The following is a 24,289-nucleotide window of genomic DNA, read 5'->3' as shown; positions in this document are numbered from 1 at the left end:
ACTCAGGACTCCTGGGTGACGGAGACGAGCACATCGTCCCCTTCGATCTTTACGGGGTACACGGGGACGGGGCGCGTCGCGGGAAGGCCGGACGGCTTGCCGGTGCGGAGGTCGAAGCTGGAACCGTGCAGCCAGCACTCGATGGCGCAGTCCTCGACCTCGCCCTCCGAGAGGGAGACGTTGGCGTGCGAGCAGATGTCGTTGATCGCGAACACCTCGCCCTCGGTGTGGACGACCGACACCGGCGTGCCGTCGACCTCGACCCGCTTCGGGGTGTCGGCCTCCAGCTCGCTCAGCGCGCAGACTCGGACGAAGGCCATCAGACGGAAGCCTCCAGCTCGGCCTCGACCTTGGCGATCAGGCGCTCCTCGACGTCCGGCAGACCGATCTGCTGGACCAGCTCGGCGAAGAAGCCGCGGACGACGAGGCGGCGGGCCTCGGTCTCCGGGATGCCGCGGGCCATCAGGTAGAAGAGCTGCTCGTCGTCGAAGCGGCCGGTGGCGGAGGCGTGGCCGGCGCCGGCGATCTCGCCGGTCTCGATCTCCAGGTTCGGCACGGAGTCGACCCGGGCGCCGTCGGTGAGGACGAGGTTCCGGTTGAGCTCGTAGGTGTCGGTGCCCTCGGCGGCGGCCTGGATGAGGACGTCGCCGATCCAGACCGCGTGCGCGTCCTGGCCCTGGAGCGCGCCCTTGTAGGCGACGTTCGAGGTGCAGTGCGGGGTGTTGTGGTCGACGAGGAGGCGGTGCTCCTGGTGCTGGCCGGCGTCGGTGAAGTACAGGCCGAAGAGCTCGGCGGCGCCGCCGGGGGCGGTGTACTCGACGCGCGGGTGGATGCGGACCAGGTCGCCGCCGAAGGTCACCACGACCGACTTGAAGGAGGCGTCGCGGCCCACGAGGGCGTTGTGCTGGGCGACGTGGACGGCCTTCTCGTCCCAGTCCTGGACGGAGACGACGGTGAGCTTGGCGCCGTCGCCGAGCACGTAGTCGACGTTGGCGGCGAGCACCGCGTCGCCGGTGTGGTCGAGGACGACGACGGCCTCGGCGAAGGCGCCGAGTTCGATCACCTGGTGGCCGAAGGCGACGCCGCCCTCGCCGTGCACGGCGATCCGGATCGGCTCGGCGAGCACGGCCTCCTTGGCGACGGTGACGACCGACGCCTTCTCGAAGGAGGAGTACGCCTGGGCGGCGACCCGGTCGACCGGCTTGGCCTTGCCGAGGCGGGCGTCGTCGCGGCCGACGGTCTCCACGGTGACGCCCTCGGGGGCCTCGATCTCGACCCGGACGCCCTCGCCGGTGGCGACGGCGGTGCCGTCGTGCAGACCGCGGAGGCGGGCGAGCGGGGTGAACCGCCACTCCTCCTCGCGGCCGTGCGGGACGGGGAAGTCCGCGACGTCGAAGGACGGCGGGGCGCTCATGCGGGTGGCGACGGTGGACTCGGCGGCCACCGCGATCGAGCCGGCGGTCGTGGAACCGGCCGGGATGTTCTGCTGAGCCTCAGCCATGGCTAACGTGTTGCTCTCTTCCTGCCTCGTCGTACGTGCCCGCTCGCGTGGCCGGTCCGGCCGGACGCCTTCCGGCGCCCGCCGTACCCTGCCGCCGTGTGGCGGGCTCGCGGGGCTCAGCGAGTGAGCCCGGGTCGTTTACCTGGTCCGGGGGCGCTCTAGCCCACCGCGCCTTCCATCTGCAGCTCGATCAGCCGGTTCAGCTCCAGCGCGTACTCCATCGGCAGCTCCTTGGCGATCGGCTCGACGAAGCCGCGGACGATCATCGCCATGGCCTCCTGCTCGGTGAGACCGCGCTGCATCAGGTAGAAGAGCTGGTCCTCGGAGACCTTGGAGACGGTGGCCTCGTGGCCCATGGTGACGTCGTCCTCGCGCACGTCCACGTAGGGGTACGTGTCGGAGCGGGAGATCGTGTCGACGAGCAGCGCGTCGCAGAGGACGTTGGACTTGGCGCCGGGGGCGCCCTCGCCGATCTCGATCAGACCGCGGTAGGAGGTGCGGCCACCGCCGCGCGCCACCGACTTGGAGACGATGGACGAGGAGGTGTTCGGGGCCAGGTGGACCATCTTGGCGCCGGCGTCCTGGTGCTGGCCCTCGCCCGCGAAGGCGATGGAGAGCGTCTCGCCCTTGGCGTGCTCGCCCATGAGGTAGACGGCCGGGTACTTCATGGTGACCTTGGAGCCGATGTTGCCGTCGACCCACTCCATGGTGGCGCCCTCGTAGGCGACGGCGCGCTTGGTCACCAGGTTGTAGACGTTGTTCGACCAGTTCTGGATGGTCGTGTAGCGGCAGCGGCCGCCCTTCTTCACGATGATCTCGACGACCGCGGAGTGCAGCGAGTCGGAGGAGTAGATCGGGGCGGTGCAGCCCTCGACGTAGTGGACGTAGGCGTCCTCGTCGACGATGATCAGCGTCCGCTCGAACTGGCCCATGTTCTCCGTGTTGATACGGAAGTAGGCCTGGAGCGGGATCTCGACGTGCACGCCCTTCGGCACGTAGATGAACGAGCCGCCGGACCAGACGGCCGTGTTCAGCGAGGCGAACTTGTTGTCGCCGACCGGGATGACGGTGCCGAAGTACTCCTTGAAGAGCTCCTCGTGCTCCTTCAGCGCGGTGTCGGTGTCGACGAAGATGACGCCCTGCTCCTCCAGGTCCTCGCGGATCTGGTGGTAGACGACCTCGGACTCGTACTGGGCCGCGACACCGGCGACGAGCCGCTGCTTCTCCGCCTCCGGGATGCCGAGCTTGTCGTACGTGTTCTTGATGTCCTCCGGCAGGTCCTCCCAGGACTCGGCCTGCTTCTCGGTGGACCGCACGAAGTACTTGATGTTGTCGAAGTCGATGCCGCCGAGGTCGGAGCCCCAGGTGGGCATGGGCTTCTTGTCGAAGAGCCTCAGGCCCTTGAGGCGGAGCTTCAGCATCCACTCGGGCTCGTTCTTCTTCGAGGAGATGTCGCGGACGACGTCCTCGTTCAGGCCGCGCTTGGCGGTGGCGCCTGCGGTGTCGGAGTCGGCCCAGCCGTACTCGTACCGACCCAGGCCCTCAAGCTCGGGGTGGCTGATCTCGGTGGTCATGCGGGCTTCCTCCCGGCCGTACTTGCGGATGCTGTCTCAGTGGTCTGCGGGGTGCTGTGCGGGATGAACGTGGTGCAGACGCCGTCACCGTGGGCGATGGTGGCCAGACGCTGGACGTGCGTTCCCAGGAGGCGGGAGAAGATCTCCGTCTCCGCCTCGCACAGCTGGGGGTACTGCTCGGCGACGTGGGCGACCGGGCAGTGGTGTTGGCAGAGCTGCTCGCCGACCGGCGCGTTCCGCGCAGTGGCAGCGTACCCGTCCGCCGTCAAGGCCTTGGCCAGAGCCTCGGCCCGCCGTTCGGGCTCGACCGACTCGACGGCCTCGCGGTAGTTCTCGGCCTGGGCCTCGATCCGGTCGCGGGCGAAGGCCGCGACGGCGGCCTCTCCCCCGGCGTTGCGCTCGATCCAGCGGAGCGCCTCGACGGCGAGGGAGTCGTACGACTGGTCGAAGGCGTCCCGGCCGCCGTCGGTGAGGGCGAAGACCTTGGCCGGGCGGCCGCGGGTACGGGCGCCGTAGACGCGCTTCTCGCGCGCCTCGACGACCTGCTCGGCGACGAGCGCGTCGAGGTGCCGGCGGACGGCGGCCTGGGTGAGGCCGAGCCGCTCGGCGAGGTCGGCGACCGTCGACGGGCCGTGATCCAGGATGGACCGCGCAACCCGGTTGCGGGTCGACCGCTCTCGGGTCGCGAGTTCCTCCGCAGGAGCCGCGCCAAGGTTTTTCACAACGCCATTGTTGCGTAATTAATCGGGCAGTGACAAGCCACGCCGGAAGCGGTCACGATGGCGTGCATCACTCAGGTAAGGCTTACCTGACCTGCGGAAACGATCATTGGTGGGATGAATCCGGGGCCCGGGCGGACGGGTCGCGCACGCCCTCTCCTAGACTTCCCGGCATGCGAAACGAGTCCGTCGACACCGCCGTCCGCGTCCGCGGCCTGGTCAAGCGGTACGGCACCAAGACCGCCGTCGACGGCCTCGACCTCGACGTGCGGACCGGCACCGTCACCGCCGTCCTCGGCCCCAACGGCGCCGGCAAGACCACCACCATCGAGACCTGCGAGGGCTACCGCAGGCCGGACGCCGGCACCGTCCGCGTCCTCGGCCTCGACCCGCTCGCCGACGCCGCCGCCCTGCGCCCCCGCGTCGGCGTGATGCTCCAGTCCGGCGGCGTCTACTCCGGCGCCCGCGCCGACGAGATGCTCCGCCACATGGCCAAGCTGCACGCCCACCCGCTCGACGTCGACGCGCTGATCGAACGCCTCGGCCTCGGCTCCTGCGGCCGGACCACCTACCGGCGGCTCTCCGGCGGCCAGCAGCAGCGGCTCGCCCTCGCCATGGCCGTCGTCGGCCGCCCCGAACTCGTCTTCCTCGACGAGCCCACCGCCGGCCTCGACCCGCAGGCCCGCCGCGCCACCTGGGACCTCGTCCGCGAGCTGCGCGCCGACGGCGTCACCGTCGTCCTCACCACCCACTTCATGCAGGAGGCCGAGGAGCTCGCCGACGACGTCGCCATCGTCGACGCCGGCCGGGTCGCCGCCCAGGGCAGCCCCGAGCTGCTCTGCCGCGGCGGCGCCGAGAACACCCTCCGCTTCACCGGCCGCGCCGGCCTCGACCTCGGTTCCCTGCTCAAGGCGCTCCCGGACGGCACCGAGGCCGCGGAGCCGCTCCCCGGCACGTACCGGATCACCGGCACCGTCGACCCCCAGCTGCTCGCCACCGTCACCACCTGGTGCGCCCAGCACGGCGTGATGCCCGACCGCATCGCGGTCGAACGCCACACCCTCGAAGACGTCTTCCTGGAACTGACCGGCAAGGAGCTGCGCGCATGAGCGCCGGTACGTACGCGCCGAAGCCGGGGGCCGCCCCCGTCGGACGGATGATCGCGGCCCAGACGGCCCTGGAGACCCGGATGCTGCTCCGCAACGGCGAGCAGCTCCTCCTCACGGTGATCATCCCGTCCCTCCTGCTCGCGCTCTTCTCGACCGTCGACGTCGTCGACACGGGCGACGGGAAGGCCGTGGACTTCCTCGCCCCGGGCATCCTCGCGCTCGCCGTGATGTCCACCGCCTTCACCGGCCAGGCCATCGCCACCGGCTTCGAGCGCCGCTACGGCGTCCTCAAGCGGCTCGGGGCCTCCCCGCTGCCCCGCTGGGCCCTGATGACCGCCAAGACGCTCGCCGTCCTGGTCACCGAGGTCCTCCAGGTCGCGCTCCTGACCGCCATCGCCTTCGGCCTCGGCTGGTCCCCGCACGGCAACCCCCTCGCCGTGCTGCTCCTGCTCGTCCTCGGCACCGCCGCCTTCTCCGGCCTCGGGCTGCTGATGGCGGGCACGCTCAAGGCCGAGGCGACCCTCGCCGCCGCCAACCTGGTCTTCCTGCTGCTGCTCGTCGGCGGCGGGGTGATCGTCCCGCTGGAGAAGTTCGGCGCGGCCGGCGACGTGCTGGCGCTGCTGCCGATCTCCGCCCTCTCCGACGGCCTCAGGGACGTCCTCCAGGACGGCGCGGGGATGCCGTGGGCCGACGCCGGGATCCTCGCCGTCTGGGCCGTCCTCGGCCTCGGCGCGGCGGCGAGGTTCTTCCGCTGGGAGTAGCGGCACCGAGCCAGAGGGTGACGTTTCCTGACAAGCCCCCCCTCGTGAAAGCGTGCACAAGCCCGCGCCTACGATAGGGCCCGTGCAGACCCCCCTCGCCTTCATCGCCCAGCGCTGGACCCCGACCCCCCGGATCCTCCGGCGCGCCGCGCTCTCCGCCGTCGTGATGAGCGTGCTCATCATCGTCACGGGCGGCGCGGTCCGGCTGACCGGTTCCGGTCTCGGCTGCGACACCTGGCCGAAGTGCACGGACGACAGCCTGATCGTGACGCCCGAGCAGGGCTACCGCGGGCTGATCGAGTTCGGCAACCGGATGCTGACCTACGTCCTGTCGGCCGCCGTCGGCTGGGCGATCATCGCCGCCCGCTCGACCAAGCCGTGGCGCCGCGGCCTCACCCGCTGGGGCTGGGCGCAGTTCTGGATCGTGATGAGCAACGCCGTCATCGGCGGCATCACCGTCTGGATGGGCCTGAACCCGTGGACCGTGGCCGGCCACTTCCTCGCCGCCAACGCGCTGCTGACCGTCGCCGTGATCACCTGGCACCGGACCGGCGAGGGCGACACCGCCCCGCGTCCGCGCGTGCCGGGACCGGTACGGAAGCTGTCCTGGGCGATCACGGTCACCTCGGGCCTGCTGATCGTGCTGGGCACCACGGTGACCGGCGCCGGCAAGCACGCGGGCGACAGCAGCGACGTGCCCCGCATGCCGTGGGACTGGACGAACGCCGCCCACCTCCACGCCGTCGCCGCCTGGGCCGTCTGCGCCCTCGCCGTCGCGATGTGGCTGGTGCTGCGCGTGGTCGACGCCCCGGACGACACCCGTGCCCGCGCCCGCGACCTGCTGATCGTGCTGCTGCTCCAGGGCGGCATCGGCTACGTCCAGTACTTCACCGGCGTCCCCGAGCTCCTCGTCGCCGCCCACATGCTCGGCTCATCGCTGATGTGGATCGCGGTGCTCCGCCTGGCCCTGAGCCTGCGCGAGCGCCCGCTGCCGACGGCGGAGATCCCGGCCCAGGCGGACCCGGAGCTCGCGAAGGCGTGAGCCCGGCTCAGCCCAGCCGGTAGACCCGCGTCGCGTTCCCCGCGGCGATCATCGCGGCGACCCGCTGGGCGTCGGTACGGGACCAGGCGCCGTCCTGGACCCAGGCGCCCAGCACCCGGCCGAGGGCGGTGCGGAAGGCGCTGGCGGCGACCACGTGCAGCTCGGGCAGGGCGCGGGCGCCGCTGGAGTACAGCAGCTTGCCGAACGGGGCGAGCTCCAGGACCTCGGCGAGGACGTCCGCCGCCCGCGCCCCGGTGTGCGCCAGGGCGGCGCCCAGATCGGCGTAGAGGTGCGGGAAGACCGCCGCCATCCGGGCGGCCGTGCGGTGGTGCGGCGCGCCGTGCAGCAGCACGAGGTCGGCGCCGAGCCCGGCGGTGGCGGCGGCGAAGCCGGCCAGTGCGGCCGGGTCCCGGTCCCCGGTGTGCAGCTGGAGCGGCCGGCCCGCGCCCACCGCGATCCACAGCAGCCGGCGCAGCAGCACCGGCGAGTCGAGGGGGCCGCCGGCGGGCCGCTGCGCGAGCCAGCGCCCGGCGGCGCGGCGGGTCTCGGCGCGCCCGGGGGGCTCCGCGTCGGCGGCGAGGCCGCAGTGCGCGGCGGAGACCGAGGAGAAGGCGACGGAGCGCGTCGCGGCGTCCTGGACGGCCTCGGTGAGGTTCGCGAGGAAGGCGTCGACGGTGCCCGAGGTGTCGGCGACCTGCTCGGCGAGGGGTTCGAGGCGGACGATCTCGTGGGCTCGGGCCTCGCCCGCGGCGGCCAGCTCGGAGGGCCCGGTGAGGTCGCCGGGGAGGCCGGTGTCGACGAGGTACGTGGCGATGCCGGCGGCCCGCAGCAGCCGGCGGCCGGTCTCGGCGACGCCGAGCTCGCGGCGGCGGGCGAGGTAGCGGGCGGGCGGGCAGTGCGGTTCGAGACCGAGGAGCGGCGGGCACCAGCGCCGTACGGCGAAGCCCGTCTGGGTGTCGAAGAAGGTGGTACCGGAGGCGGGCAGCACGGCGGCGGGCCCGAGGTGGGCCTCGAAGGTGCCGAGACCCAGCTCCGTCCGGAGCACCCCGTGGCAGTACTGGTCCACCAGGCGTGGCATGTCGATCATCTCGGGGGCTCCCTGCGTGGACGTGTCTCCACACGTCCTAACGGGTGACCCCCGGGTGAGGTTGTTGCCTACCGCCCACGCCTCGCCCGACCCGGCCGCCTCGCCCGACCCGGCCGCCGTGGGCGGTGCGGCCCCTGGCCGTGGTCGGGTCGGCCGTGGGGCCCGGTCCCGCCCCGCCCGTTCAGGCGTTCGTGGGGCCGCCGAGCTGGATGCCGGCCATGCGGGTCCACTCGTAGGGGCCGGTGACGACCTTCGCGGCGAACTCGCCGTCGAACTCGTCGTGGAGGGTCAGCTCGGCCTTCTCCGCGGCCTGCTGGGCGATCGCGTAGGTGGGGGCCACCAGGTCGCCCCAGCCGCCGTCCTCGCCGACGAGGACGATGCGGGTGCCGGCCTGGCCGATGTGGGCGAGCTGGCCCTCGACGCCGCCGTGCTCCTTGCCGAAGGCGCGGATCTCCTTGGCCAGCTTGGCCGCCTTGCGCGCGTCGCGCGGGGCGACGGCCGTGGTGTCTTCCTTGGTGTCTGCCATGGCAAGGATGCTACCGAGCGGTAGATCGACTGACGACGGCCGGGCCGCGTGGGACAGCCCACACGACCCGGCCGTCGGAGCCGGAGGTCCCGCTAGCGCAGGAAGGGGTCCACCGCGACCGCCACGAAGAGCAGCGAGACGTAGGTGATGGACCAGTGGAAGAGGCGCATCTCCTTGAGCTTCGCGCCGGTGACCTCGGCCTTGGCGCGGTTGAGGAGGCCGTGCGCCTCCCAGAGCCACCAGCCGCCGGTGGCCAGGGCGACGGCGGTGTAGAACCAGCCGGTGTAGCCCAGCGGGGTGAGCAGCAGCGAGACCCCGACCATGACCCAGCTGTACGCGACGATCTGCTTGGCGACGACCTTGTTGGAGGCGACCACGGGGAGCATGGGCACGCCCACGCGCGCGTAGTCCTCCTTCACCTTCATCGACAGCGGCCAGTAGTGCGGCGGCGTCCAGAAGAAGATGACCATGAAGAGGATGACGGCGGCCCAGGACATCGAGTTCGTGACCGACGACCAGCCGATGAGGACCGGCATGCAGCCGGCGATGCCGCCCCAGACGATGTTCTGCGCGGTGCGCCGCTTCAGGAGCATCGTGTAGATCACGACGTAGAAGAGCAGCGCGCCGAGCGAGAGCCAGGCGGAGAGCCAGTTGACGAGCAGGCCGAACCACAGGGTGGAGACGACGGCGAGGGTGAGGCCGAAGACCAGGCCCTCGCGCGGCGACACCACGCCGGTGACCAGCGGGCGCTGCGCGGTGCGGTCCATCAGCGCGTCGATGTCGCGGTCGATGTACATGTTGAGCGCGTTGGCACCGCCGGCGGACAGGTAGCCGCCGAAGCAGGTGGCGAGCACCAGCCACAGGTCCGGCACGCCCTGCTCGGCGAGGAACATCACCGGAACGGTGGTGATGAGCAGCAGTTCGATGATCCGCGGCTTGGTCAGCGCCACGAATGCCTTGACGCGGGCCCCGAACGGCCGATGGCCCCCCGGGCCGTTAGCCAGGACGACCCCTGCGGGTCGGGACTCGACGGCCGTCACGCACACCCCTGACAGAGAAATTCCCAGCAAGTTCCCCGGATAAAGGCGGGGTGAAACTTGCGCGTACCACGCCACTGTAGACGTTGCCCAGACACCGATCTTCGCGGGGGTGGGGTCGTGTTGGCGGGGCTCACCCGTGGGCGCGTGTCCCCTCTCCCGTCCCCCCTCGTATCAAGGGGCGGACACCGTTCGGCGCGCCGTTCGGGAGGCGGAGCACCACGGCCACCGGCACTCTTGCTCTGTCCGCTCATTTGAGGGGCATGGACACGAAAAGAGGGGGCTTTTTCGGGGGTAGGCTCGACAGCGCCGGTACACCCTCAGTCACCGGCTACAGACATGTGGAGAGGAGCCCTGACCCAGGGTGAGCACTAAGCCGACCACCACAGACCTCCAGTGGACCGAATTGGACCAGCGGGCCGTCGACACCGCCCGCATCCTGGCCGCGGACGCCGTACAGAAGGTCGGCAACGGCCATCCCGGTACGGCGATGAGCCTCGCGCCGGCCGCGTACACCCTCTTCCAGAAGGTGATGCGCCACGACCCCGCCGACCCCGAGTGGGTCGGCCGCGACCGGTTCGTGCTCTCCGCGGGCCACTCCTCCCTGACCCTGTACACCCAGCTGTACCTGGGTGGCTTCGGTCTGGAGCTCGACGACCTCAAGGCGTTCCGCACCTGGGGCTCGAAGACCCCGGGCCACCCCGAGTACGGCCACACGGCCGGCGTCGAGACCACCACGGGCCCGCTGGGCCAGGGCGTGGCGAACGCGGTGGGCATGGCGATGGCCGCCCGCTACGAGCGCGGCCTCTTCGACCCGGAGGCGGCCCCCGGCACCTCCCCCTTCGACCACAAGGTCTACGTGATCGCCGGCGACGGCTGCCTCCAGGAGGGCATCTCCGCCGAGGCGTCCTCGCTCGCGGGCCACCAGAAGCTCGGCAACCTGATCCTGCTGTGGGACGACAACCACATCTCGATCGAGGGCGACACCGAGACCGCCGTGTCCGAGGACACGATGAAGCGGTACGAGGCGTACGGCTGGCACGTGCAGCGCGTCGAGCCGAAGGCCGACGGCGACCTGGACCCGGCCGCCCTGTACGCGGCGATCAAGGCCGCCGAGGCCGAGACCGAGCGTCCGTCGTTCATCGCGATGCGCTCGATCATCGCCTGGCCCGCGCCGAACGCGCAGAACACCGAGGCCGCGCACGGCTCGGCGCTCGGCGACGACGAGGTCGCGGCCACCAAGCGCGTCCTGGGCTTCGACCCGGAGCAGAGCTTCGAGGTCACCGACGAGGTCATCGGCCACACCCGCGCGCTCGGCGACCGGGGCCGCGAGGCCCGCGCCGCCTGGGACAAGCAGCTCGCCGAGTGGCGTACGGCCAACCCGGAGCGGGCCGCCGAGTTCGACCGGATCCAGGCGAACGAGCTGCCGGCCGGCTGGGAGGAGAAGCTCCCGGTCTTCGAGGCGGGCAAGTCCGTCGCCACCCGCGCCGCCTCGGGCAAGGTCCTGCAGGCGCTCGGCGGAGTCCTCCCGGAGCTGTGGGGCGGCTCGGCCGACCTCGCGGGCTCGAACAACACGACGATCGACAAGTCGTCGTCGTTCCTCCCCGAGGGCAACCCGCTGCCGGAGGCGAACCCGTACGGCCGCACGATCCACTTCGGCATCCGCGAGCACGCCATGGCCGCGGAGATGAACGGCATCGCGCTGCACGGCAACACCCGCATCTACGGCGGCACCTTCCTGGTCTTCTCGGACTACATGCGCAACGCGGTGCGCCTGTCGGCCCTGATGCACGTGCCGGTGACCTACGTGTGGACGCACGACTCGATCGGTCTCGGCGAGGACGGCCCGACCCACCAGCCGGTGGAGCACCTGGCCTCGCTGCGCGCCATCCCGGGTCTGAACGTGGTCCGCCCGGCCGACGCCAACGAGACGGCGATCGCCTGGCGCGAGATCATGAAGCGGCACACCCGCGAGTACCTGAAGGGCGCGCCGCACGGTCTGGCGCTGACCCGTCAGGGCGTGCCGACCTACGCGCCGAACGAGGACGCGGCCAAGGGCGGCTACGTGCTGTTCGACGCCGAAGGCGGCGAGCCGCAGGTCGTGATCATCGCGACCGGCTCCGAGGTGCACCTGGCCGTCGAGGCCCGTGAGCAGCTCCAGGCCGACGGTGTCCCGACCCGCGTGGTCTCGATGCCGTCCGTCGAGTGGTTCGAGGAGCAGGACCAGGCCTACAAGGACTCCGTTCTGCCGCCGTCGGTGAAGGCGCGGGTCGCGGTCGAGGCCGGTGTCGGCCTGACCTGGCACCGGTACGTCGGTGACGCCGGCCGGATCGTCTCCCTGGAGCACTTCGGTGCCTCGGCCGACGCCAAGGTCCTGTTCCGTGAGTTCGGTTTCACGCCGGAGGCCGTCGCTTCCGCCGCTCGGGAATCGATCGCCGCCGCCGCGCGCTGACGCGGATACGTACGACTTTTTGGAGATGCATTTCTCATGACAGACGCTCTCAAGCGCCTCTCCGACGAAGGCGTCGCGATCTGGCTGGACGACCTGTCGCGCAAGCGGATCACGTCCGGCAACCTGGCCGAGCTCATCGACCAGTCGCACGTGGTCGGGGTCACCACCAACCCGTCGATCTTCCAGAAGGCGATCACCTCCGGCGACGGTTACGAGCAGCAGCTCGCCGACCTGGCCGCCCGCAAGGTGACCGTGGACGAGGCCATCCGCATGATCACGACGGCGGACGTCCGCGACGCCGCCGACATCCTGCGCCCGGTCTTCGACGCGACCGACGGCCAGGACGGCCGGGTCTCGATCGAGGTCGACCCGCGGCTCGCCCACGAGACGGCCGCCACGATCGCCGAGGCCAAGCAGCTGGCCTGGCTGGTGGACCGCCCCAACACGCTCATCAAGATCCCGGCCACCAAGGCGGGTCTGCCGGCGATCACCGAGGTCATCGGCCTGGGCATCAGCGTGAACGTGACGCTGATCTTCTCCCTGGAGCGCTACCGCGCCGTCATGGACGCCTACCTGGCGGGCCTGGAGAAGGCCCGCGAGCGCGGCCTCGACCTGTCGGAGATCCACTCGGTGGCGTCCTTCTTCGTCTCCCGCGTGGACACGGAGATCGACAAGCGCCTGGACGGCATCGGCACCGCCGAGGCCAAGGCCCTCAAGGGCAAGGCCGCGCTCGCCAACGCGCGCCTGGCCTACGAGGCGTACGAGGAGATCTTCTCGGACTCCTCGGAGCGCTGGGCGGCCCTGGACAAGGCGCACGCCAACAAGCAGCGTCCGCTGTGGGCCTCGACCGGCGTCAAGGACCCGGCGTACAAGGACACGCTGTACGTGGTGGACCTGGTCGCCCCGGGCACGGTGAACACCATGCCGGAGGCGACCCTGGAGGCCACCGCCGACCACGGCGAGGTCACCGGCGACACCATCCGCGGGACGTACGAGCAGTCCCGCGCCGAGCTGGCGGCCGTCGAGAAGCTGGGCATCAGCTACGACGACGTCGTGCAGCTCCTGGAGGACGAGGGCGTCGAGAAGTTCGAGGCGTCCTGGAACGACCTGCTCGCCTCGACCGAGGCGGAGCTCGCGCGCCGCGTCCCTTCGGAGGGCTGACCACCTTGAGCACCGTCGACGGAGCCAACCCGCTCCGTGACGCCGCCGACCGACGGCTCCCGCGCATCGCGGGGCCGTCGGGCCTGGTCATCTTCGGCGTCACGGGCGATTTGTCCCGTAAGAAGCTGATGCCCGCCGTCTACGACCTGGCCAACCGCGGCCTGCTGCCGCCGGGCTTCTCGCTCGTCGGCTTCGCCCGCCGGGAGTGGCAGGACGAGGACTTCGCGCAGGAGGTCCACGACGCGGTCAAGCAGCACGCCCGCACCCCCTTCCGCGAGGAGGTCTGGCAGCAGCTCATCCAGGGCATGCGGTTCGTCCAGGGCGACTTCGACAGCGACGAGGCCTTCGAGCAGCTGAAGGAGACCATCCAGGAGCTGGACAAGGCCCAGGGCACCGGGGGCAACTTCGCCTTCTACCTGTCCGTGCCGCCGAAGTTCTTCCCCCTGGTCGTCCAGCAGCTGAAGAAGCACGGCCTCGCCGACCAGAAGAACGGCTCCTGGCGCCGCGCCGTCATCGAGAAGCCCTTCGGCCACGACCTCGCCTCCGCCAAGGAGCTCAACGAGGTCGTCCACGAGGTCTTCCCGCCCGAGGCGGTCTTCCGCATCGACCACTACCTCGGCAAGGAGACCGTCCAGAACATCCTGGCGCTCCGCTTCGCCAACACGCTCTTCGAGCCGACCTGGAACCGGTCGTACGTCGACCACGTCCAGATCACCATGGCCGAGGACATCGGCATCGGCGGCCGCGCCGGCTACTACGACGGCATCGGCGCCGCCCGTGACGTCATCCAGAACCACCTGCTCCAGCTGCTCGCGCTGACCGCGATGGAGGAGCCCGCCTCCTTCGACGCCGACGCGCTCGCCGCGGAGAAGACCAAGGTCCTGGGCGCGGTCCGGCTGCCGAAGGACCTGTCGAAGTCCACCGTCCGCGGTCAGTACGCGGCCGGCTGGCAGGGTGGCGCGAAGGCCGTCGGCTACCTCGAGGAAGAGGGCATCGACCCCCAGTCGAAGACCGACACCTACGCGGCGATCAAGCTGGAGATCGACAACCGCCGCTGGGCGGGCGTCCCCTTCTACCTGCGCACCGGCAAGCGCCTCGGCCGCCGGGTCACCGAGATCGCGGTGGTCTTCCAGCGCGCCCCGCACTCCCCCTTCGACCACACGTCGACGGAGGAGCTGGGCCGCAACGCCATCGTCATCCGGGTGCAGCCCGACGAGGGCGTCACCGTCCGCTTCGGCTCCAAGGTGCCCGGCACCCAGATGGAGATCCGGGACGTGTCGATGGACTTCGCCTACGGCGAGTCCTTCACCGAGTCCAGCCCCGAGGCGTACGAGCGGCTCATCCTGGACGTCCTGCTCGGCGACTCCAACCTCTTCCCGCGCGTGGAGGAGGTCGAGCTGTCCTGGAAGATCCTCGACCCGATCGAGCAGTACTGGGACAGGCACGGCAAGCCCGCCCAGTACGAGTCCGGGACCTGGGGTCCGATCGAGGCGGACGAGATGCTCGCACGAGACGGCAGGAGCTGGCGCCGGCCATGAAGACCGACCTGACGGACACCACGTCCTCGAAGATCAACAAGGCGCTGGTGCTCGGGCGGCGGGCGATCGGCACCCCGGCCGTCGGCATGGTACTCACCCTCGTCATCGTCACCGACGAGGAGAACGCCTACGACGCCCTGAAGGCGGCCAACGAGGCCTCCCGCGAGCACCCCTCGCGGACCCTCGTGGTCATCAAGCGGGGCTCGCGCTCGCCCCGTGACCGGGCCAACACCCGGCTCGACGCCGAGGTCCGCCTCGGCGCCGACGCCGGCTCCGGGGAGACGGTGATCCTCCGGCTGTACGGCGAGGTCGTCGACCACGCCCAGTCGGTGGTGCTGCCGCTGCTCCTCCCGGACGCCCCCGTCGTCGTCTGGTGGCCGGTGAACGCGCCGACCGACCCGGCGAACGACCCGCTGGGCGCCCTCGCCCAGCGGCGGGTGACCGACACGTACGCCGCCGAGCAGCCCATCGAGGAGCTGACCGCGCGCGCGGGCACCTACACCCCCGGCGACACGGACCTGTCGTGGACCCGGATCACCCCGTGGCGCTCGATGCTGGCCGCCGCGCTCGACCAGGTCCACTGCACGGTGACCTCGGCCGACGTGGCGGGCGAGGAGTTCAACCCGAGCGTCGAACTCCTCGCGATGTGGCTGGCCGAGCGGCTGGAGGTGCCCGTGCGGCGCTCCCGGTCGAACGGCCCCGGCCTCACCTCCGTACGGCTGCAGACCAGCGCCGGACCGATCGTCCTCGACCGGCCCGACGGCTCGCTCGCCACCCTCTCCATACAGGGACAGCCGGACCGCGCGGTGGCGCTCAAGCGGCGCGAGACGGCCGAGCTGATCGCGGAGGAGCTGCGCCGGCTCGACCCGGACGACACCTACGCGGCGGCACTGCGGTTCGGTCTGGAGCGGCTCGACGAGGAGGCGGCCACCATGGCCCCCGCGCCCGAGGAGCCGGTGGACGTGACCGCGGCCCCCACGGCCGAGGCGGAGGCAGAGGTCGAGGCGGAGGCGAAGAAGAAGGCTCCCGCCAAGAAGGCCCCGGCGAAGAAGGCGGCGGCCAAGTGAGCGCCCCGCGCCTGGTGGTCCACCGGACCAAGGAGCTGATGGCCGAGGCCGCGGCGGCCCGGCTGATCACCTCCGTCGTGGACGCCCAGTCCGCCCGGGGCACCGCCTCGGTCGTGCTGACCGGCGGCCGCAACGGCAACGGCCTGCTCGCCGCGCTCGGCGCGGCGCCCGCCCGGGACGCGATCGACTGGTCGCGGCTCGACCTGTGGTGGGGCGACGAGCGGTTCCTGCCCGAGGGCGACCCGGAGCGGAACGTCACCCAGGCCCGTGAGGCGCTCCTCGACCGGGTCCCGCTGGACCCGGCCCGGGTGCACGCCATGCCGGCCTCGGACGGTCCCTACGGGGACGACGCCGACGCCGCCGCGGCGGCCTACGCGGCCGAGCTGGCCGCCGCGGCCGGTCCGGGGGCCGAGGTGCCGGCCTTCGACGTGCTGATGCTGGGCGTCGGCCCGGACACCCACGTGGCCTCGCTCTTCCCCGAGCTCCCGGCGGTCCGGGAGACCGGGCGGACGGTGGTCGGGGTGCACGACGCGCCCAAGCCGCCGCCGACCCGGATCTCCCTGACCCTCCCGGCGATCCGGGCGGCCCGGGAGGTCTGGCTGCTCGCGGCCGGCGAGGACAAGGCGAAGGCCGCGGCCCTCGCGCTCTCCGGCGACGCGGACGAGGTGCGCGTCCCGGCGTCCGGCGCCCGGGGCGCCGAGCGCACGCTGTGGCTGATGGACACGGCGGCGGCCTCGGAGCTGCCGTAGCGCCGGCAGGCCCTGACGGAGGCCCGGTTCACCGAGAGGTGGGCCGGGCCTCCGGCGTCCGCGCCGGTACGAGGAAGGGCGCGAGCAGCCCCGGTACGGCCGCGTCGGCGAGGGCGAGGCCCTGGGACTCCCCGGCGTCCAGGACGTCGTAGGCGCCCTCTCCGGCGGCCGTGGTGGCGGTGACGGTGAGGATTCCGGCGCGGCGCTGGAAGTACGACTGCTTGACCGTCCAGCCGATGATCCCGGTCCGCTGCAGGGCGACGGTGGCCCGGCGCACCGTGCCCGAACGGGTCACCAGATAGCCGCCGCTGACGGTGTGCCCGAGGGAGCGGTACGCGTCCCGGGCGAGGAGCACGGCGAGCGGCGCGAGCACCACGGTCCAGCCGGCTGCCACGTACAGCAGCGCCGGGGTGAGGAGTGCCCCGAGGAGGGCGAGGACGGCGGCGGGGATCAGCACGGCGGCGAGGGCCCAGCGGAGCCTGCGGGTGCGGGCGGCCCGGGGGTGGGCGGTGAGCGGGGCGGAGGTGGGCGGTTCGGGCTCGCGCAGCACCTCGGCGGCGACGCGGTCGGCGACGGCCCGGGGCGCGGCCGGCAGGAGGGCCTTGAGGTCGGTGTGCTTCTCGTCGTCGTCCTCGGTGAGGCCGGTGGCGACGGCGTCGAGCCGGGCGGCTCCGAAGAACCGGACGCCGAGGGGCTCGACCCGTTCGACGCCGCGGAGCCGGCGCTCCTCCAGGGTGACCGAGCGGGTGGTGAACAGGCCGCGGCGGACCCGGAGGGTGCCGCCCGGTTCGCGTTCGAGCCGGAAGTTCCACCACATCTCGATCCAGAGGCCGAGGGCGCCGACCGCGCCGGCGAGGGTGGCGAGGAGGATCAGGTCGACGATCATCCAGGGCAGCGAGACGGACGCGAAGCGGTCCCCTATCCAGTCGATGACCTCGGCCTGGGCGCCGAACCACTCGCTGACCTGCATGACCGCTCCGGCCGCGGCGCCGCCGAGGGCGGGGGCGACGAAGGAGACGGGGGCGTAGCGGATCCAGCGGGGGTCGAGGACGGCGAGGGTGCCGTCGTGGGCGGGGTCGGCCGCTGCGGCGGGGCGGGTGAGGAGTTCGCGGCGGAGCCGTTCGCCCTCGGCGCGGGTGACGAGTTCGAGTTCGAGGGTGGACTCGCCGCCGCCGGTGGACTCGCCGGTGCCGATGCGGACCTCGACGAGGCCGAGGACGCGCTGGAGCGGGTTGGCGGTGAGGTCGACGCTGCGGATCCGGTCGCGGGTCAGCGAGCGGCGCTTGAGGAGGAGGAGCCCGGTGTGGAGTTCGACCCGGTCGGGGCCGATCCGGTAGCGGGTGCGGCGGCAGCGCACCCAGTCGGCGACGGTGCCGCCGCCGACGAGGAGGGCGGCGCCGGCGAGGACCCAGGAGACGGCCCGCCACAGCGGCATGCCGCCGGCGAGTCCGGCGGCCACGGGCACTCCGGCGCCGACCGCGATCCCGCAGAACACGGCGGCGGTGACGAGGAGGGTGCGCGGGTCGAGCCGCCGCCACTCCCCCTCAGGTCCGGCGCTCACGTGGCGTCCCCGGGGGTGGCCCGGGTGAGCGCGGTGAGCCGTTCGGCGAGCTCGGCGGCGAGCTCGTGGTCGAGCCCCTCCACCCGGAGCGCGCCCTTGGAGGAGGCGGTGGTGACGGTGAGGGTGGCGAGCCCGAAGAGCTGCTCCAGCGGGCCGCGTACGGTGTCCACGGTCTGGATCCGGGACATGGGGGCGATCCGCCACTCCTGCCACAGGGCTCCGGTGCGGACGTACACGGCCTCGTCGGTGACCTCCCAGCGGTGCACCCGGTACCACCAGGCGGGGAAGAACGCGGTGCAGGCGAGCCCGAGGGCCGCCAGGACGGCGGCCGCGGCGAGCAGCCAGGTCCTGGCCGGTCCGATCAGGACGCCGAGCACGGCCGGGACGGCGACCGGGACGGCGGTGCCGAGCAGGCACTGGGCCCGCCACCAGCCGACCGCCCTGCGGTCCACGGCGTTCCTGGGCGGCCGGAGCCGTACCGCGTCCTCCCCCGCCATCGGTCAGCTCCGGCCGCGCAGCGCGCGGTAGGCGGAGACGAGGGCCGCGGTGGAGCTGTCGAGGCCCCCGGTGTCCCCCTCACCGGTCAGGACGGGCTCGATCCTCTTGGCGAGGACCTTGCCGAGCTCGACGCCCCACTGGTCGAAGGAGTCGATGTTCCAGATCGCGCCCTGGACGAAGACCTTGTGCTCGTAGAGCGCCACCAGCTGGCCGAGGACCGAGGGGGTGAGGGCGTCGGCGAGGATCGTGGTGGTGGGGTGGTTGCCCCGGAAGGTCTTGTGCGGGACGAGCTCCTCCGGCACGCCTTCGGCGCGCACCTCCTCGGGCGTCTTGCCGAAGGCGAGGGCCTGGGTCTGCGCGAAGAAGTTGGCCATCAGCAGGTCGTGCTGGGGGACCAGGCCGGGCAGCAGGTCGTCGACGGGCCGGGCGAAGCCGATGAAGTCGGCGGGGATGACCTTGGTGCCCTGGTGGATCAACTGGTAGTAGGCGTGCTGCCCGTTGGTGCCGGGGGTGCCCCAGACGACCGGTCCCGTCTGCCAGTCGACCGGCTCGCCCTGGCGGTCCACGGACTTGCCGTTGGACTCCATGTCGAGCTGCTGGAGGTAGGCGGTGAACTTGGACAGGTAGTGGGAGTACGGCAGGACGGCGTGCGACTGGGCGTCGAAGAAGCCGCCGTACCAGACGCCGAGGAGGCCGAGCAGCAGCGGCGCGTTCTCCTCCGCGGGGGCGGTGCGGAAGTGCTCGTCGACGAGGTGGAAGCCGTCCAGCATCTCGCGGAAGTGGTCCGGCCCGATGGCGATCATCAGGGAGAGGCCGATGGCGGAGTCGTACGAGTAGCGGCCGCCGACCCAGTCCCAGAACTCGAACATGTTGGCCGTGTCGATGCCGAAGTCCTGGACCTTCTCGGCGTTGGTCGAGAGCGCCACGAAGTGCTTGGCGACGGCCTCCTGGCCGGCCCCGAGGCCGGTGAGGAGCCAGTCGCGGGCGGAGGTGGCGTTGGTGACCGTCTCGATGGTGGTGAAGGTCTTCGAGGCGACGACGAAGAGCGTCTCGGCGGGGTCGAGGTCGCGGACGGCCTCGTGGAGGTCGGCGCCGTCGACGTTGGAGACGAAACGGAACGTCAGGTCCCGCCGCGTGTAGGCGCGCAGGACCTCGTAGGCCATCGCGGGGCCGAGGTCGGAGCCGCCGATGCCGATGTTGACGATGTTCTTGACCGGCTTGCCGGTGTGCCCGGTCCAGGCGCCGGAGCGGACCTGGTCGGCGAAGCCGGCCATCTTGTCGAGGACGGCGTGGACCTGGGGGACGACGTTCTCGCCGTCGACCTCGATCACGGCCCCGCGGGGGGCGCGGAGCGCGGTGTGGAGGACGGCCCGGTCCTCGGTGGTGTTGATCTTCTCGCCGCGGAACATGGCGTCGCGCAGGCCGGCGACGTCGGTGGCGGCGGCCAGGTCGCGCAGCAGCGCGAGGGTCTCGTCGGTGACGAGCTGCTTGGAGTAGTCCAGGTGGAGGTCGCCGACCCGCAGGGTGTAGCCGGTGCCGCGCTCCGGGTCGGCCGCGAACAGCTCGCGCAGATGGGTGTCGCCCAGCTGCTCCCGGTGCTTGCCGAGGGCCGCCCACTCGGGCAGCCGGTTGAGCCTGATGCGTCCTTCAGTGGTCATTTCGGACATCGCCCACTTCTTCTCGTACGTTTCTGCCCCGCTGCTCCTCCAACCTAATTGATCGCGCGGGGCGATCCGTGCCACCGGAACCGGACACGACGAAGGGCCCTGGTCGCGAAGCCGGTTCGCGTCCAGGGCCCTTCGGCCGGTGTTCGTCCTGTGTTCAGATCTCGCCCCGCAGCTTGGCGAGCGCCTCGGCGAGGATGGCCTCGCCGTCCGCGTCGCTGCGGCGCTCCCGCACGTAGGCGAGGTGGGTCTTGTACGGCTCGGTGCGCGGCGGGTCCGGCGGGTTGTCCCGGTCCTGGCCGGCCGGGAAACCGCAGCGGGGACAGTCCCAGGTGTCGGGGACCTGCGCGTCGCTCGCGAAACTCGGCTGGGTCTCGTGCCCGTTCGAGCACCAGAAGGAGATGCGGAGGCGCGGTGCCGACTCGCCCCGCTCGGCCTCCCCCATCGGCCCCGCTCCGACCCGGCTTCCCCGGATCGCGTTGCCACTTGCCACGGTCGTAACTCCCTGCGTGATGGTGCTCGAAGATGCCCCAGTCTACGGAAGGCCCAACGCGCGTCCAGTGTGCGGAGTTACCCGTCGAGCTTCATGAGCAGACCAAGTACCACAATGCAGGCGAACCACAGCAGGGCGACCACGACCGTGATCCGGTCGAGGTTGCGCTCGGCGACCGAGGAGCCGCCGACGGAGGACTGCATGCCGCCACCGAACATGTCGGAGAGGCCGCCGCCCTTCCCCTTGTGCATCAGCACCAGCAGCATCAGCAGGCCGCTGAAGACGATCAGGGCGATCGAGAACCCCATAACCACGGCTGGACCAACTTCCTCGGAGCTTGAAAAGGGACGGGGGCCGGGCGCCTGCCCGACCCCCGCAAGGGTACGACGGATCACCTCCGCCGCTCTACATCGTCACATCGTCACTGGTCACGGAAGCGGACGATCTTGACGAACTCGTCCGCGTCCAGCGAGGCACCGCCGACCAGGGCGCCGTCGATGTCGGGCTGCGCCATGATCTCGGCGACGTTGCCGCCCTTGACCGAGCCGCCGTACTGGATGCGGATCTTGTCGGCGACGTCCTGCGAGTACAGCTCGGCGAGCTTGCCTCGGATCGCCCCGCAGACCTCCTGGGCGTCCTCGGCGCCGCAGACCTTGCCGGTGCCGATGGCCCAGACGGGCTCGTAGGCGACGACGACCGTCTCGGCCTGCTCGGCCGGGACGCCCTTGAGGCCGCCCTCGACCTGGGCGAGGGTGTGCGTGACGGCGTCGCCGGCCTCGCGCACGTCGAGCTCCTCGCCGACGCAGAGGATCGGGGTGATGCCGTGGGCGAAGGCGGCCTTCACCTTGGCGTTGCACAGCTCGTCGGACTCGCCGTGGTACTGGCGGCGCTCGGAGTGGCCGACCGCGACGAAGGCGGTGTTCAGCTTGGCGAGCATGGCGCCGGAGATCTCACCGGTGTACGCGCCGGACTCGTGGGCCGACAGGTCCTGGGCGCCGTACTTGATCTTGAGCTTGTCGCCCTCGATCAGGGTCTGCACGGAGCGCAGGTCGGTGAAGGGGACGAGGACGGCGACGTCGACGGCGTCGTAGTCCTTGTCGGTGAGGGTGAAGGCGAGCTTCTGGACGTGGGCGATGGCCTCCAGGTGGTTGAGGTTCATCTTCCAGTTGCCAGCCATCAGCGGGGTGCGGGTGGTCATGGGAAGGTCAGTCCTCCAGTGCGACGAGGCCGGGGAGCTGCTTGCCCTCGAGGTATTCGAGGGAGGCGCCGCCACCGGTCGAGATGTGGCCGAAAGCGTTCTCGTCGAAGCCCAGGATGCGGACCGCGGCGGCGGAGTCGCCACCGCCGACCACGGTGAAGGCCGGGGAGTCGACGAGCGCCTGGGCGACGGCCTTGGTGCCGTCGGCGTAGTCGGGGTGCTCGAAGACGCCCATCGGGCCGTTCCAGAAGACGGTGGCCGCGTCGGCGAGCTTCGAGGCGTACAGCTTGCGGGTCTCCGGACCGATGTCCAGGCCCTCCTGGTCGGCCGGGATGGCGTCCGCGGCGACGGTGGTGGGGTTCGACGGAGCCTTGGTCTTGAGGTCCGGGAAGGACGGCGAGACCAGGACGTCGACGGGGAGGACGAACTCCACGCCCTTCTCCTCGGCCCGCTTGAGGTAGTCGAGCACGGCCGGGATCTGGTCCTCCTGGAGGAGGGAGATGCCCACCTCGTGGCCCTGGGCCTTGAGGAAGGTGTAGGCCATGCCGCCGCCGACGAGGATGCGGTCGGCCTTCTCCAGGAGGTGGTCGATCACGCCGAGCTTGTCGGAGACCTTGGCACCGCCGAGGACGACCGCGTACGGCCGCCGGACGTCCTCGGTCAGCTTCTTCAGGACGCCGACCTCGGTGGCGATCAGGTAGCCGGCGGCGTGCGGCAGCTTGCCCGGGAGGTCGTAGACCGAGGCGTGCTTGCGGTGCACGGCGCCGAAGCCGTCGCCGACGTAGAGGTCGGCGAGGGCGGCCAGCTGGTCCGCGAAGGCGTCGCGCTCGGCGTCGTCCTTCGAGGTCTCGCCGGCGTTGAAGCGCAGGTTCTCGATGACGGCCACCCGGCCGTCGGTCAGGCCCGCGACGGTCGCCCGCGCGGACTCGCCGACGGTGTCGGTGGCGAAGGCCACCTCGGCGCCGAGCAGTTCGCCGAGCCGCGCGGCGGCGGGGGCGAGGGAGAACGCGGGGTCCGGGGCGCCCTTGGGGCGGCCCAGGTGGGAGGCGACCACGACCCGGGCGCCGGCGTCGGCGAGCGCCTTGACCGTGGGGACGACGGCGCGGATGCGGCCGTCGTCGGTGATGGTGGTGCCGTCGAGGGGCACGTTGAGATCGGCGCGGACGAACACCCGCTTGCCCTCGACGCCCTCGCCGAGAAGCTCGTCGATCGTCTTCATCTGTTACTGACTCCTTGGTACGCGGTGGAGCACACGAGACAGGGCCCGCGCAGCGCTTCGTCGCGCTGCCCGAGCCCTGCTCACATCGAAAGCCCTGCCCTGTTGAACCCTAGTACGTCAGAGCTGGTCGCCGACGAAGGAGGTGAGGTCGACGAGACGGTTGGAGTAGCCCCACTCGTTGTCGTACCAGCCGAGGATCTTGACCGAGTTGCCGTCCTGGACCATGGTCAGGGAGGAGTCGAAGGTGCACGACGCCGGGTCGCTGACGATGTCCGAGGAGACGATCGGGTCCTCGGTGTAGAAGAGGATGCCCTTCAGCGGGCCGTCATCGGCGGCCTTCTTGAAGGCCGCGTTGACCTCGTCCTTGGTGACCTCGCGGTCCAGGGTGACGACCAGGTCGGTGGCGGAGCCGGTGGGGACCGGGACGCGCATGGCGATGCCGTCCAGCTTGCCCTTGAGCTGCGGGAGGACCAGGGCGGTGGCCTTCGCGGCACCCGTCGTGGTCGGGATGATGTTCTCCGCGGCGGCGCGGGCGCGGCGCAGGTCCTTGTGCGGGAAGTCCAGGATGCGCTGGTCGTTGGTGTACGCGTGGACCGTCGTCATGAGACCGCGGACGATGCCGAAGTTCTCGTCGAGGACCTTGGCCATCGGGGCGACGCAGTTGGTGGTGCAGGACGCGTTCGAGATGACGTCGTGCCGCGCCGGGTCGTACTTGTCCTGGTTGACACCCATGACGATGGTGATGTCCTCGCCCGTGGCCGGAGCCGAGATGAGGACCTTCTTGGCGCCGCCGGCCAGGTGCTTGGCGGCGTCGTCGCGCTTGGTGAAGATGCCGGTGGACTCGATGACGATGTCCACGCCGAGCTCGCCCCAGGGGATGTCGGCGGGGTTGCGCTCGGACAGCACCTTGATGGTGTGCCCGTCGACGGTGATGGTGTCGGCGGTGTGGGAGACCTCGGCCTTGAGGCGACCCAGGATGGTGTCGTACTTCAGCAGGTGCGCCGTGGTCGCGGTGTCGCCCAGGTCGTTGACGGCCACGACCTCGATGTCGGCACCCTGCTCAAGGAGCGCGCGGAAGTAGTTGCGACCGATACGGCCAAAGCCGTTGATGCCTACGCGGATCGTCACGAACCGATCTCCTCGTATGAGAACGCCGGGTGAAATGTCACACCGGCGAGATCTTGATTTTTTTGGGATGTCCCCGACCGCTTACGACCCTACCCCTCCGGGCGCCCCCGAGTGACATCGAGCGCAGCCGTTCGAGCCCGGAAAGTGACCGGAAAAGGGCCGACGGCCCGTGCCTACCAACGGGTACGGGCCGCCGTGGGACCTT

23 protein-coding genes are annotated in these 24,289 nt (G+C 71.3%); 8 read left to right on the top strand and 15 right to left on the bottom strand.

Annotated elements, in window-relative coordinates; translation table 11 throughout:
- Window positions 1–2: 2 nt before the first annotated feature.
- The 4 genes from HHL19_RS05360 to HHL19_RS05345 all read right to left on the bottom strand — a co-directional run bounded on the left by HHL19_RS05360 (window position 3) and on the right by HHL19_RS05345 (window position 3,797).
- Window positions 3–320, bottom strand: coding sequence for a bifunctional 3-phenylpropionate/cinnamic acid dioxygenase ferredoxin subunit (locus HHL19_RS05360; RefSeq protein ID WP_030322524.1), 318 nt, complete (start codon window positions 318–320; stop codon window positions 3–5).
- Window positions 320–1,501: a Fe-S cluster assembly protein SufD gene (gene sufD, locus HHL19_RS05355; RefSeq protein ID WP_169085944.1), complete on the bottom strand. Its 1,182-nt coding sequence runs from the start codon at window positions 1,499–1,501 to the stop codon at window positions 320–322. The genes HHL19_RS05360 and sufD overlap by 1 nt, the downstream gene beginning before the upstream one ends.
- A gap of 158 nt (window positions 1,502–1,659) precedes the next feature.
- Window positions 1,660–3,075 (bottom strand): Fe-S cluster assembly protein SufB, encoded by a 1,416-nt coding sequence (gene sufB, locus HHL19_RS05350; protein ID WP_169085942.1) that lies wholly within the window; start codon window positions 3,073–3,075, stop codon window positions 1,660–1,662.
- Complete coding sequence (locus HHL19_RS05345) at window positions 3,072–3,797, bottom strand: metalloregulator ArsR/SmtB family transcription factor (protein ID WP_169085940.1); 726 nt, start codon at window positions 3,795–3,797, stop codon at window positions 3,072–3,074. The genes sufB and HHL19_RS05345 overlap by 4 nt, the downstream gene beginning before the upstream one ends.
- A 170-nt stretch (window positions 3,798–3,967) precedes the next feature.
- Between HHL19_RS05345 and HHL19_RS05340 the strand changes: the two genes are divergently transcribed.
- The 3 genes from HHL19_RS05340 to HHL19_RS05330 all read left to right on the top strand — a co-directional run bounded on the left by HHL19_RS05340 (window position 3,968) and on the right by HHL19_RS05330 (window position 6,706).
- Window positions 3,968–4,903 (top strand): ABC transporter ATP-binding protein, encoded by a 936-nt coding sequence (locus HHL19_RS05340; RefSeq protein ID WP_169085938.1) that lies wholly within the window; start codon window positions 3,968–3,970, stop codon window positions 4,901–4,903.
- Window positions 4,900–5,664, top strand: coding sequence for an ABC transporter permease (locus HHL19_RS05335; RefSeq protein ID WP_169085936.1), 765 nt, complete (start codon window positions 4,900–4,902; stop codon window positions 5,662–5,664). Before HHL19_RS05340 ends, HHL19_RS05335 begins: the two co-directional genes overlap by 4 nt.
- A gap of 73 nt (window positions 5,665–5,737) precedes the next feature.
- Window positions 5,738–6,706 carry a COX15/CtaA family protein gene (locus tag HHL19_RS05330; RefSeq protein WP_169086339.1) on the top strand — a complete coding sequence of 323 codons (969 nt, stop codon included), beginning with the start codon at window positions 5,738–5,740 and terminating at the stop codon, window positions 6,704–6,706.
- A gap of 7 nt (window positions 6,707–6,713) precedes the next feature.
- Here HHL19_RS05330 and HHL19_RS05325 read toward each other — a convergent pair whose 3' ends face one another.
- From HHL19_RS05325 to HHL19_RS05315, 3 genes are all read right to left on the bottom strand, one after another.
- Window positions 6,714–7,793: an amidohydrolase family protein gene (locus tag HHL19_RS05325; protein WP_169085934.1), complete on the bottom strand. Its 1,080-nt coding sequence runs from the start codon at window positions 7,791–7,793 to the stop codon at window positions 6,714–6,716.
- Between the two features lie 181 nt (window positions 7,794–7,974).
- Complete coding sequence (locus HHL19_RS05320) at window positions 7,975–8,319, bottom strand: hypothetical protein (RefSeq protein WP_169085932.1); 345 nt, start codon at window positions 8,317–8,319, stop codon at window positions 7,975–7,977.
- Window positions 8,320–8,411: 92 nt separating this feature from the next.
- Window positions 8,412–9,359: a heme o synthase gene (locus HHL19_RS05315; protein ID WP_169085930.1), complete on the bottom strand. Its 948-nt coding sequence runs from the start codon at window positions 9,357–9,359 to the stop codon at window positions 8,412–8,414.
- 361 nt (window positions 9,360–9,720) lie between these two features.
- Between HHL19_RS05315 and tkt the strand changes: the two genes are divergently transcribed.
- The 5 genes from tkt to pgl are packed head-to-tail and all read left to right on the top strand — an operon-like array spanning window position 9,721 to window position 16,323.
- Window positions 9,721–11,808: a transketolase gene (gene tkt, locus HHL19_RS05310; protein WP_169085928.1), complete on the top strand. Its 2,088-nt coding sequence runs from the start codon at window positions 9,721–9,723 to the stop codon at window positions 11,806–11,808.
- A gap of 36 nt (window positions 11,809–11,844) precedes the next feature.
- The gene (tal, locus tag HHL19_RS05305) at window positions 11,845–12,969 is read left to right on the top strand and encodes a transaldolase (RefSeq protein WP_169085926.1); all 1,125 of its coding nucleotides are present in this window, start codon (window positions 11,845–11,847) and stop codon (window positions 12,967–12,969) included.
- A 5-nt stretch (window positions 12,970–12,974) separates the two neighbouring features.
- The gene (gene zwf / locus HHL19_RS05300) at window positions 12,975–14,507 is read left to right on the top strand and encodes a glucose-6-phosphate dehydrogenase (RefSeq protein WP_169085924.1); all 1,533 of its coding nucleotides are present in this window, start codon (window positions 12,975–12,977) and stop codon (window positions 14,505–14,507) included.
- On the top strand, window positions 14,504–15,574 hold the full coding sequence (opcA, locus tag HHL19_RS05295) for a glucose-6-phosphate dehydrogenase assembly protein OpcA (RefSeq protein WP_169085922.1): 1,071 nt from the start codon (window positions 14,504–14,506) through the stop codon (window positions 15,572–15,574). The genes zwf and opcA overlap by 4 nt, the downstream gene beginning before the upstream one ends.
- Window positions 15,571–16,323 (top strand): 6-phosphogluconolactonase, encoded by a 753-nt coding sequence (gene pgl, locus HHL19_RS05290; RefSeq protein ID WP_169085920.1) that lies wholly within the window; start codon window positions 15,571–15,573, stop codon window positions 16,321–16,323. The genes opcA and pgl overlap by 4 nt, the downstream gene beginning before the upstream one ends.
- 28 nt (window positions 16,324–16,351) lie before the next feature.
- On the opposite strand, the gene HHL19_RS05285 is transcribed toward pgl, so the two are convergent.
- From HHL19_RS05285 to gap, 8 genes are all read right to left on the bottom strand, one after another.
- Entirely contained in the window at window positions 16,352–17,884 is a 1,533-nt protein-coding gene (locus HHL19_RS05285) for a PH domain-containing protein (RefSeq protein WP_169085918.1), read from the bottom strand.
- Window positions 17,881–18,381, bottom strand: coding sequence for a PH domain-containing protein (locus tag HHL19_RS05280; RefSeq protein ID WP_169085916.1), 501 nt, complete (start codon window positions 18,379–18,381; stop codon window positions 17,881–17,883). Before HHL19_RS05280 ends, HHL19_RS05285 begins: the two co-directional genes overlap by 4 nt.
- A 3-nt stretch (window positions 18,382–18,384) precedes the next feature.
- On the bottom strand, window positions 18,385–20,040 hold the full coding sequence (gene pgi / locus HHL19_RS05275; protein ID WP_169086337.1) for a glucose-6-phosphate isomerase: 1,656 nt from the start codon (window positions 20,038–20,040) through the stop codon (window positions 18,385–18,387).
- Between the two features lie 163 nt (window positions 20,041–20,203).
- On the bottom strand, window positions 20,204–20,539 hold the full coding sequence (locus HHL19_RS05270) for an RNA polymerase-binding protein RbpA (RefSeq protein ID WP_003957010.1): 336 nt from the start codon (window positions 20,537–20,539) through the stop codon (window positions 20,204–20,206).
- Window positions 20,540–20,616: 77 nt separating this feature from the next.
- Window positions 20,617–20,847 (bottom strand): preprotein translocase subunit SecG, encoded by a 231-nt coding sequence (gene secG, locus HHL19_RS05265; protein ID WP_169085914.1) that lies wholly within the window; start codon window positions 20,845–20,847, stop codon window positions 20,617–20,619.
- A 113-nt stretch (window positions 20,848–20,960) separates the two neighbouring features.
- Window positions 20,961–21,737 carry a triose-phosphate isomerase gene (tpiA, locus tag HHL19_RS05260; protein WP_169085913.1) on the bottom strand — a complete coding sequence of 259 codons (777 nt, stop codon included), beginning with the start codon at window positions 21,735–21,737 and terminating at the stop codon, window positions 20,961–20,963.
- 7 nt (window positions 21,738–21,744) lie between these two features.
- Window positions 21,745–22,956, bottom strand: a complete 1,212-nt coding sequence (locus HHL19_RS05255; protein WP_169085911.1) for a phosphoglycerate kinase — start codon at window positions 22,954–22,956, stop codon at window positions 21,745–21,747.
- A gap of 117 nt (window positions 22,957–23,073) precedes the next feature.
- The gene (gene gap, locus HHL19_RS05250; RefSeq protein WP_169085909.1) at window positions 23,074–24,084 is read right to left on the bottom strand and encodes a type I glyceraldehyde-3-phosphate dehydrogenase; all 1,011 of its coding nucleotides are present in this window, start codon (window positions 24,082–24,084) and stop codon (window positions 23,074–23,076) included.
- Between the last annotated feature and the right edge of the window lie 205 nt (window positions 24,085–24,289).

Source organism: Streptomyces sp. R302 (genome assembly GCF_012927245.1).
In the GTDB taxonomy this organism is placed as follows: Bacteria; Actinomycetota; Actinomycetes; order Streptomycetales; family Streptomycetaceae; genus Streptomyces.
Note: the sequence above shows the minus strand (reverse complement) of the source record. Positions and strands in the feature narration are given on the sequence as shown.

What these genes read in the sequence shown, in the direction of transcription:
- HHL19_RS05340 (WP_169085938.1), top strand. Translation starts at nt 3,968, where the DNA reads ATGCGAAACGAGTCCGTCGACACCGCCGTCCGCGTCCGCGGCCTGGTC.
- HHL19_RS05255 (WP_169085911.1), bottom strand. Translation starts at nt 22,956, where the DNA reads ATGAAGACGATCGACGAGCTTCTCGGCGAGGGCGTCGAGGGCAAGCGG.
- HHL19_RS05335 (WP_169085936.1), top strand. Translation starts at nt 4,900, where the DNA reads ATGAGCGCCGGTACGTACGCGCCGAAGCCGGGGGCCGCCCCCGTCGGA.
- HHL19_RS05360 (WP_030322524.1), bottom strand. Translation starts at nt 320, where the DNA reads ATGGCCTTCGTCCGAGTCTGCGCGCTGAGCGAGCTGGAGGCCGACACC.
- sufB (WP_169085942.1), bottom strand. Translation starts at nt 3,075, where the DNA reads ATGACCACCGAGATCAGCCACCCCGAGCTTGAGGGCCTGGGTCGGTAC.
- HHL19_RS05280 (WP_169085916.1), bottom strand. Translation starts at nt 18,381, where the DNA reads ATGGCGGGGGAGGACGCGGTACGGCTCCGGCCGCCCAGGAACGCCGTG.
- sufD (WP_169085944.1), bottom strand. Translation starts at nt 1,501, where the DNA reads ATGGCTGAGGCTCAGCAGAACATCCCGGCCGGTTCCACGACCGCCGGC.
- HHL19_RS05320 (WP_169085932.1), bottom strand. Translation starts at nt 8,319, where the DNA reads ATGGCAGACACCAAGGAAGACACCACGGCCGTCGCCCCGCGCGACGCG.
- tpiA (WP_169085913.1), bottom strand. Translation starts at nt 21,737, where the DNA reads ATGACCACCCGCACCCCGCTGATGGCTGGCAACTGGAAGATGAACCTC.
- pgi (WP_169086337.1), bottom strand. Translation starts at nt 20,040, where the DNA reads ATGACCACTGAAGGACGCATCAGGCTCAACCGGCTGCCCGAGTGGGCG.
- tal (WP_169085926.1), top strand. Translation starts at nt 11,845, where the DNA reads ATGACAGACGCTCTCAAGCGCCTCTCCGACGAAGGCGTCGCGATCTGG.
- opcA (WP_169085922.1), top strand. Translation starts at nt 14,504, where the DNA reads ATGAAGACCGACCTGACGGACACCACGTCCTCGAAGATCAACAAGGCG.
- HHL19_RS05325 (WP_169085934.1), bottom strand. Translation starts at nt 7,793, where the DNA reads ATGATCGACATGCCACGCCTGGTGGACCAGTACTGCCACGGGGTGCTC.
- secG (WP_169085914.1), bottom strand. Translation starts at nt 20,847, where the DNA reads ATGGGGTTCTCGATCGCCCTGATCGTCTTCAGCGGCCTGCTGATGCTG.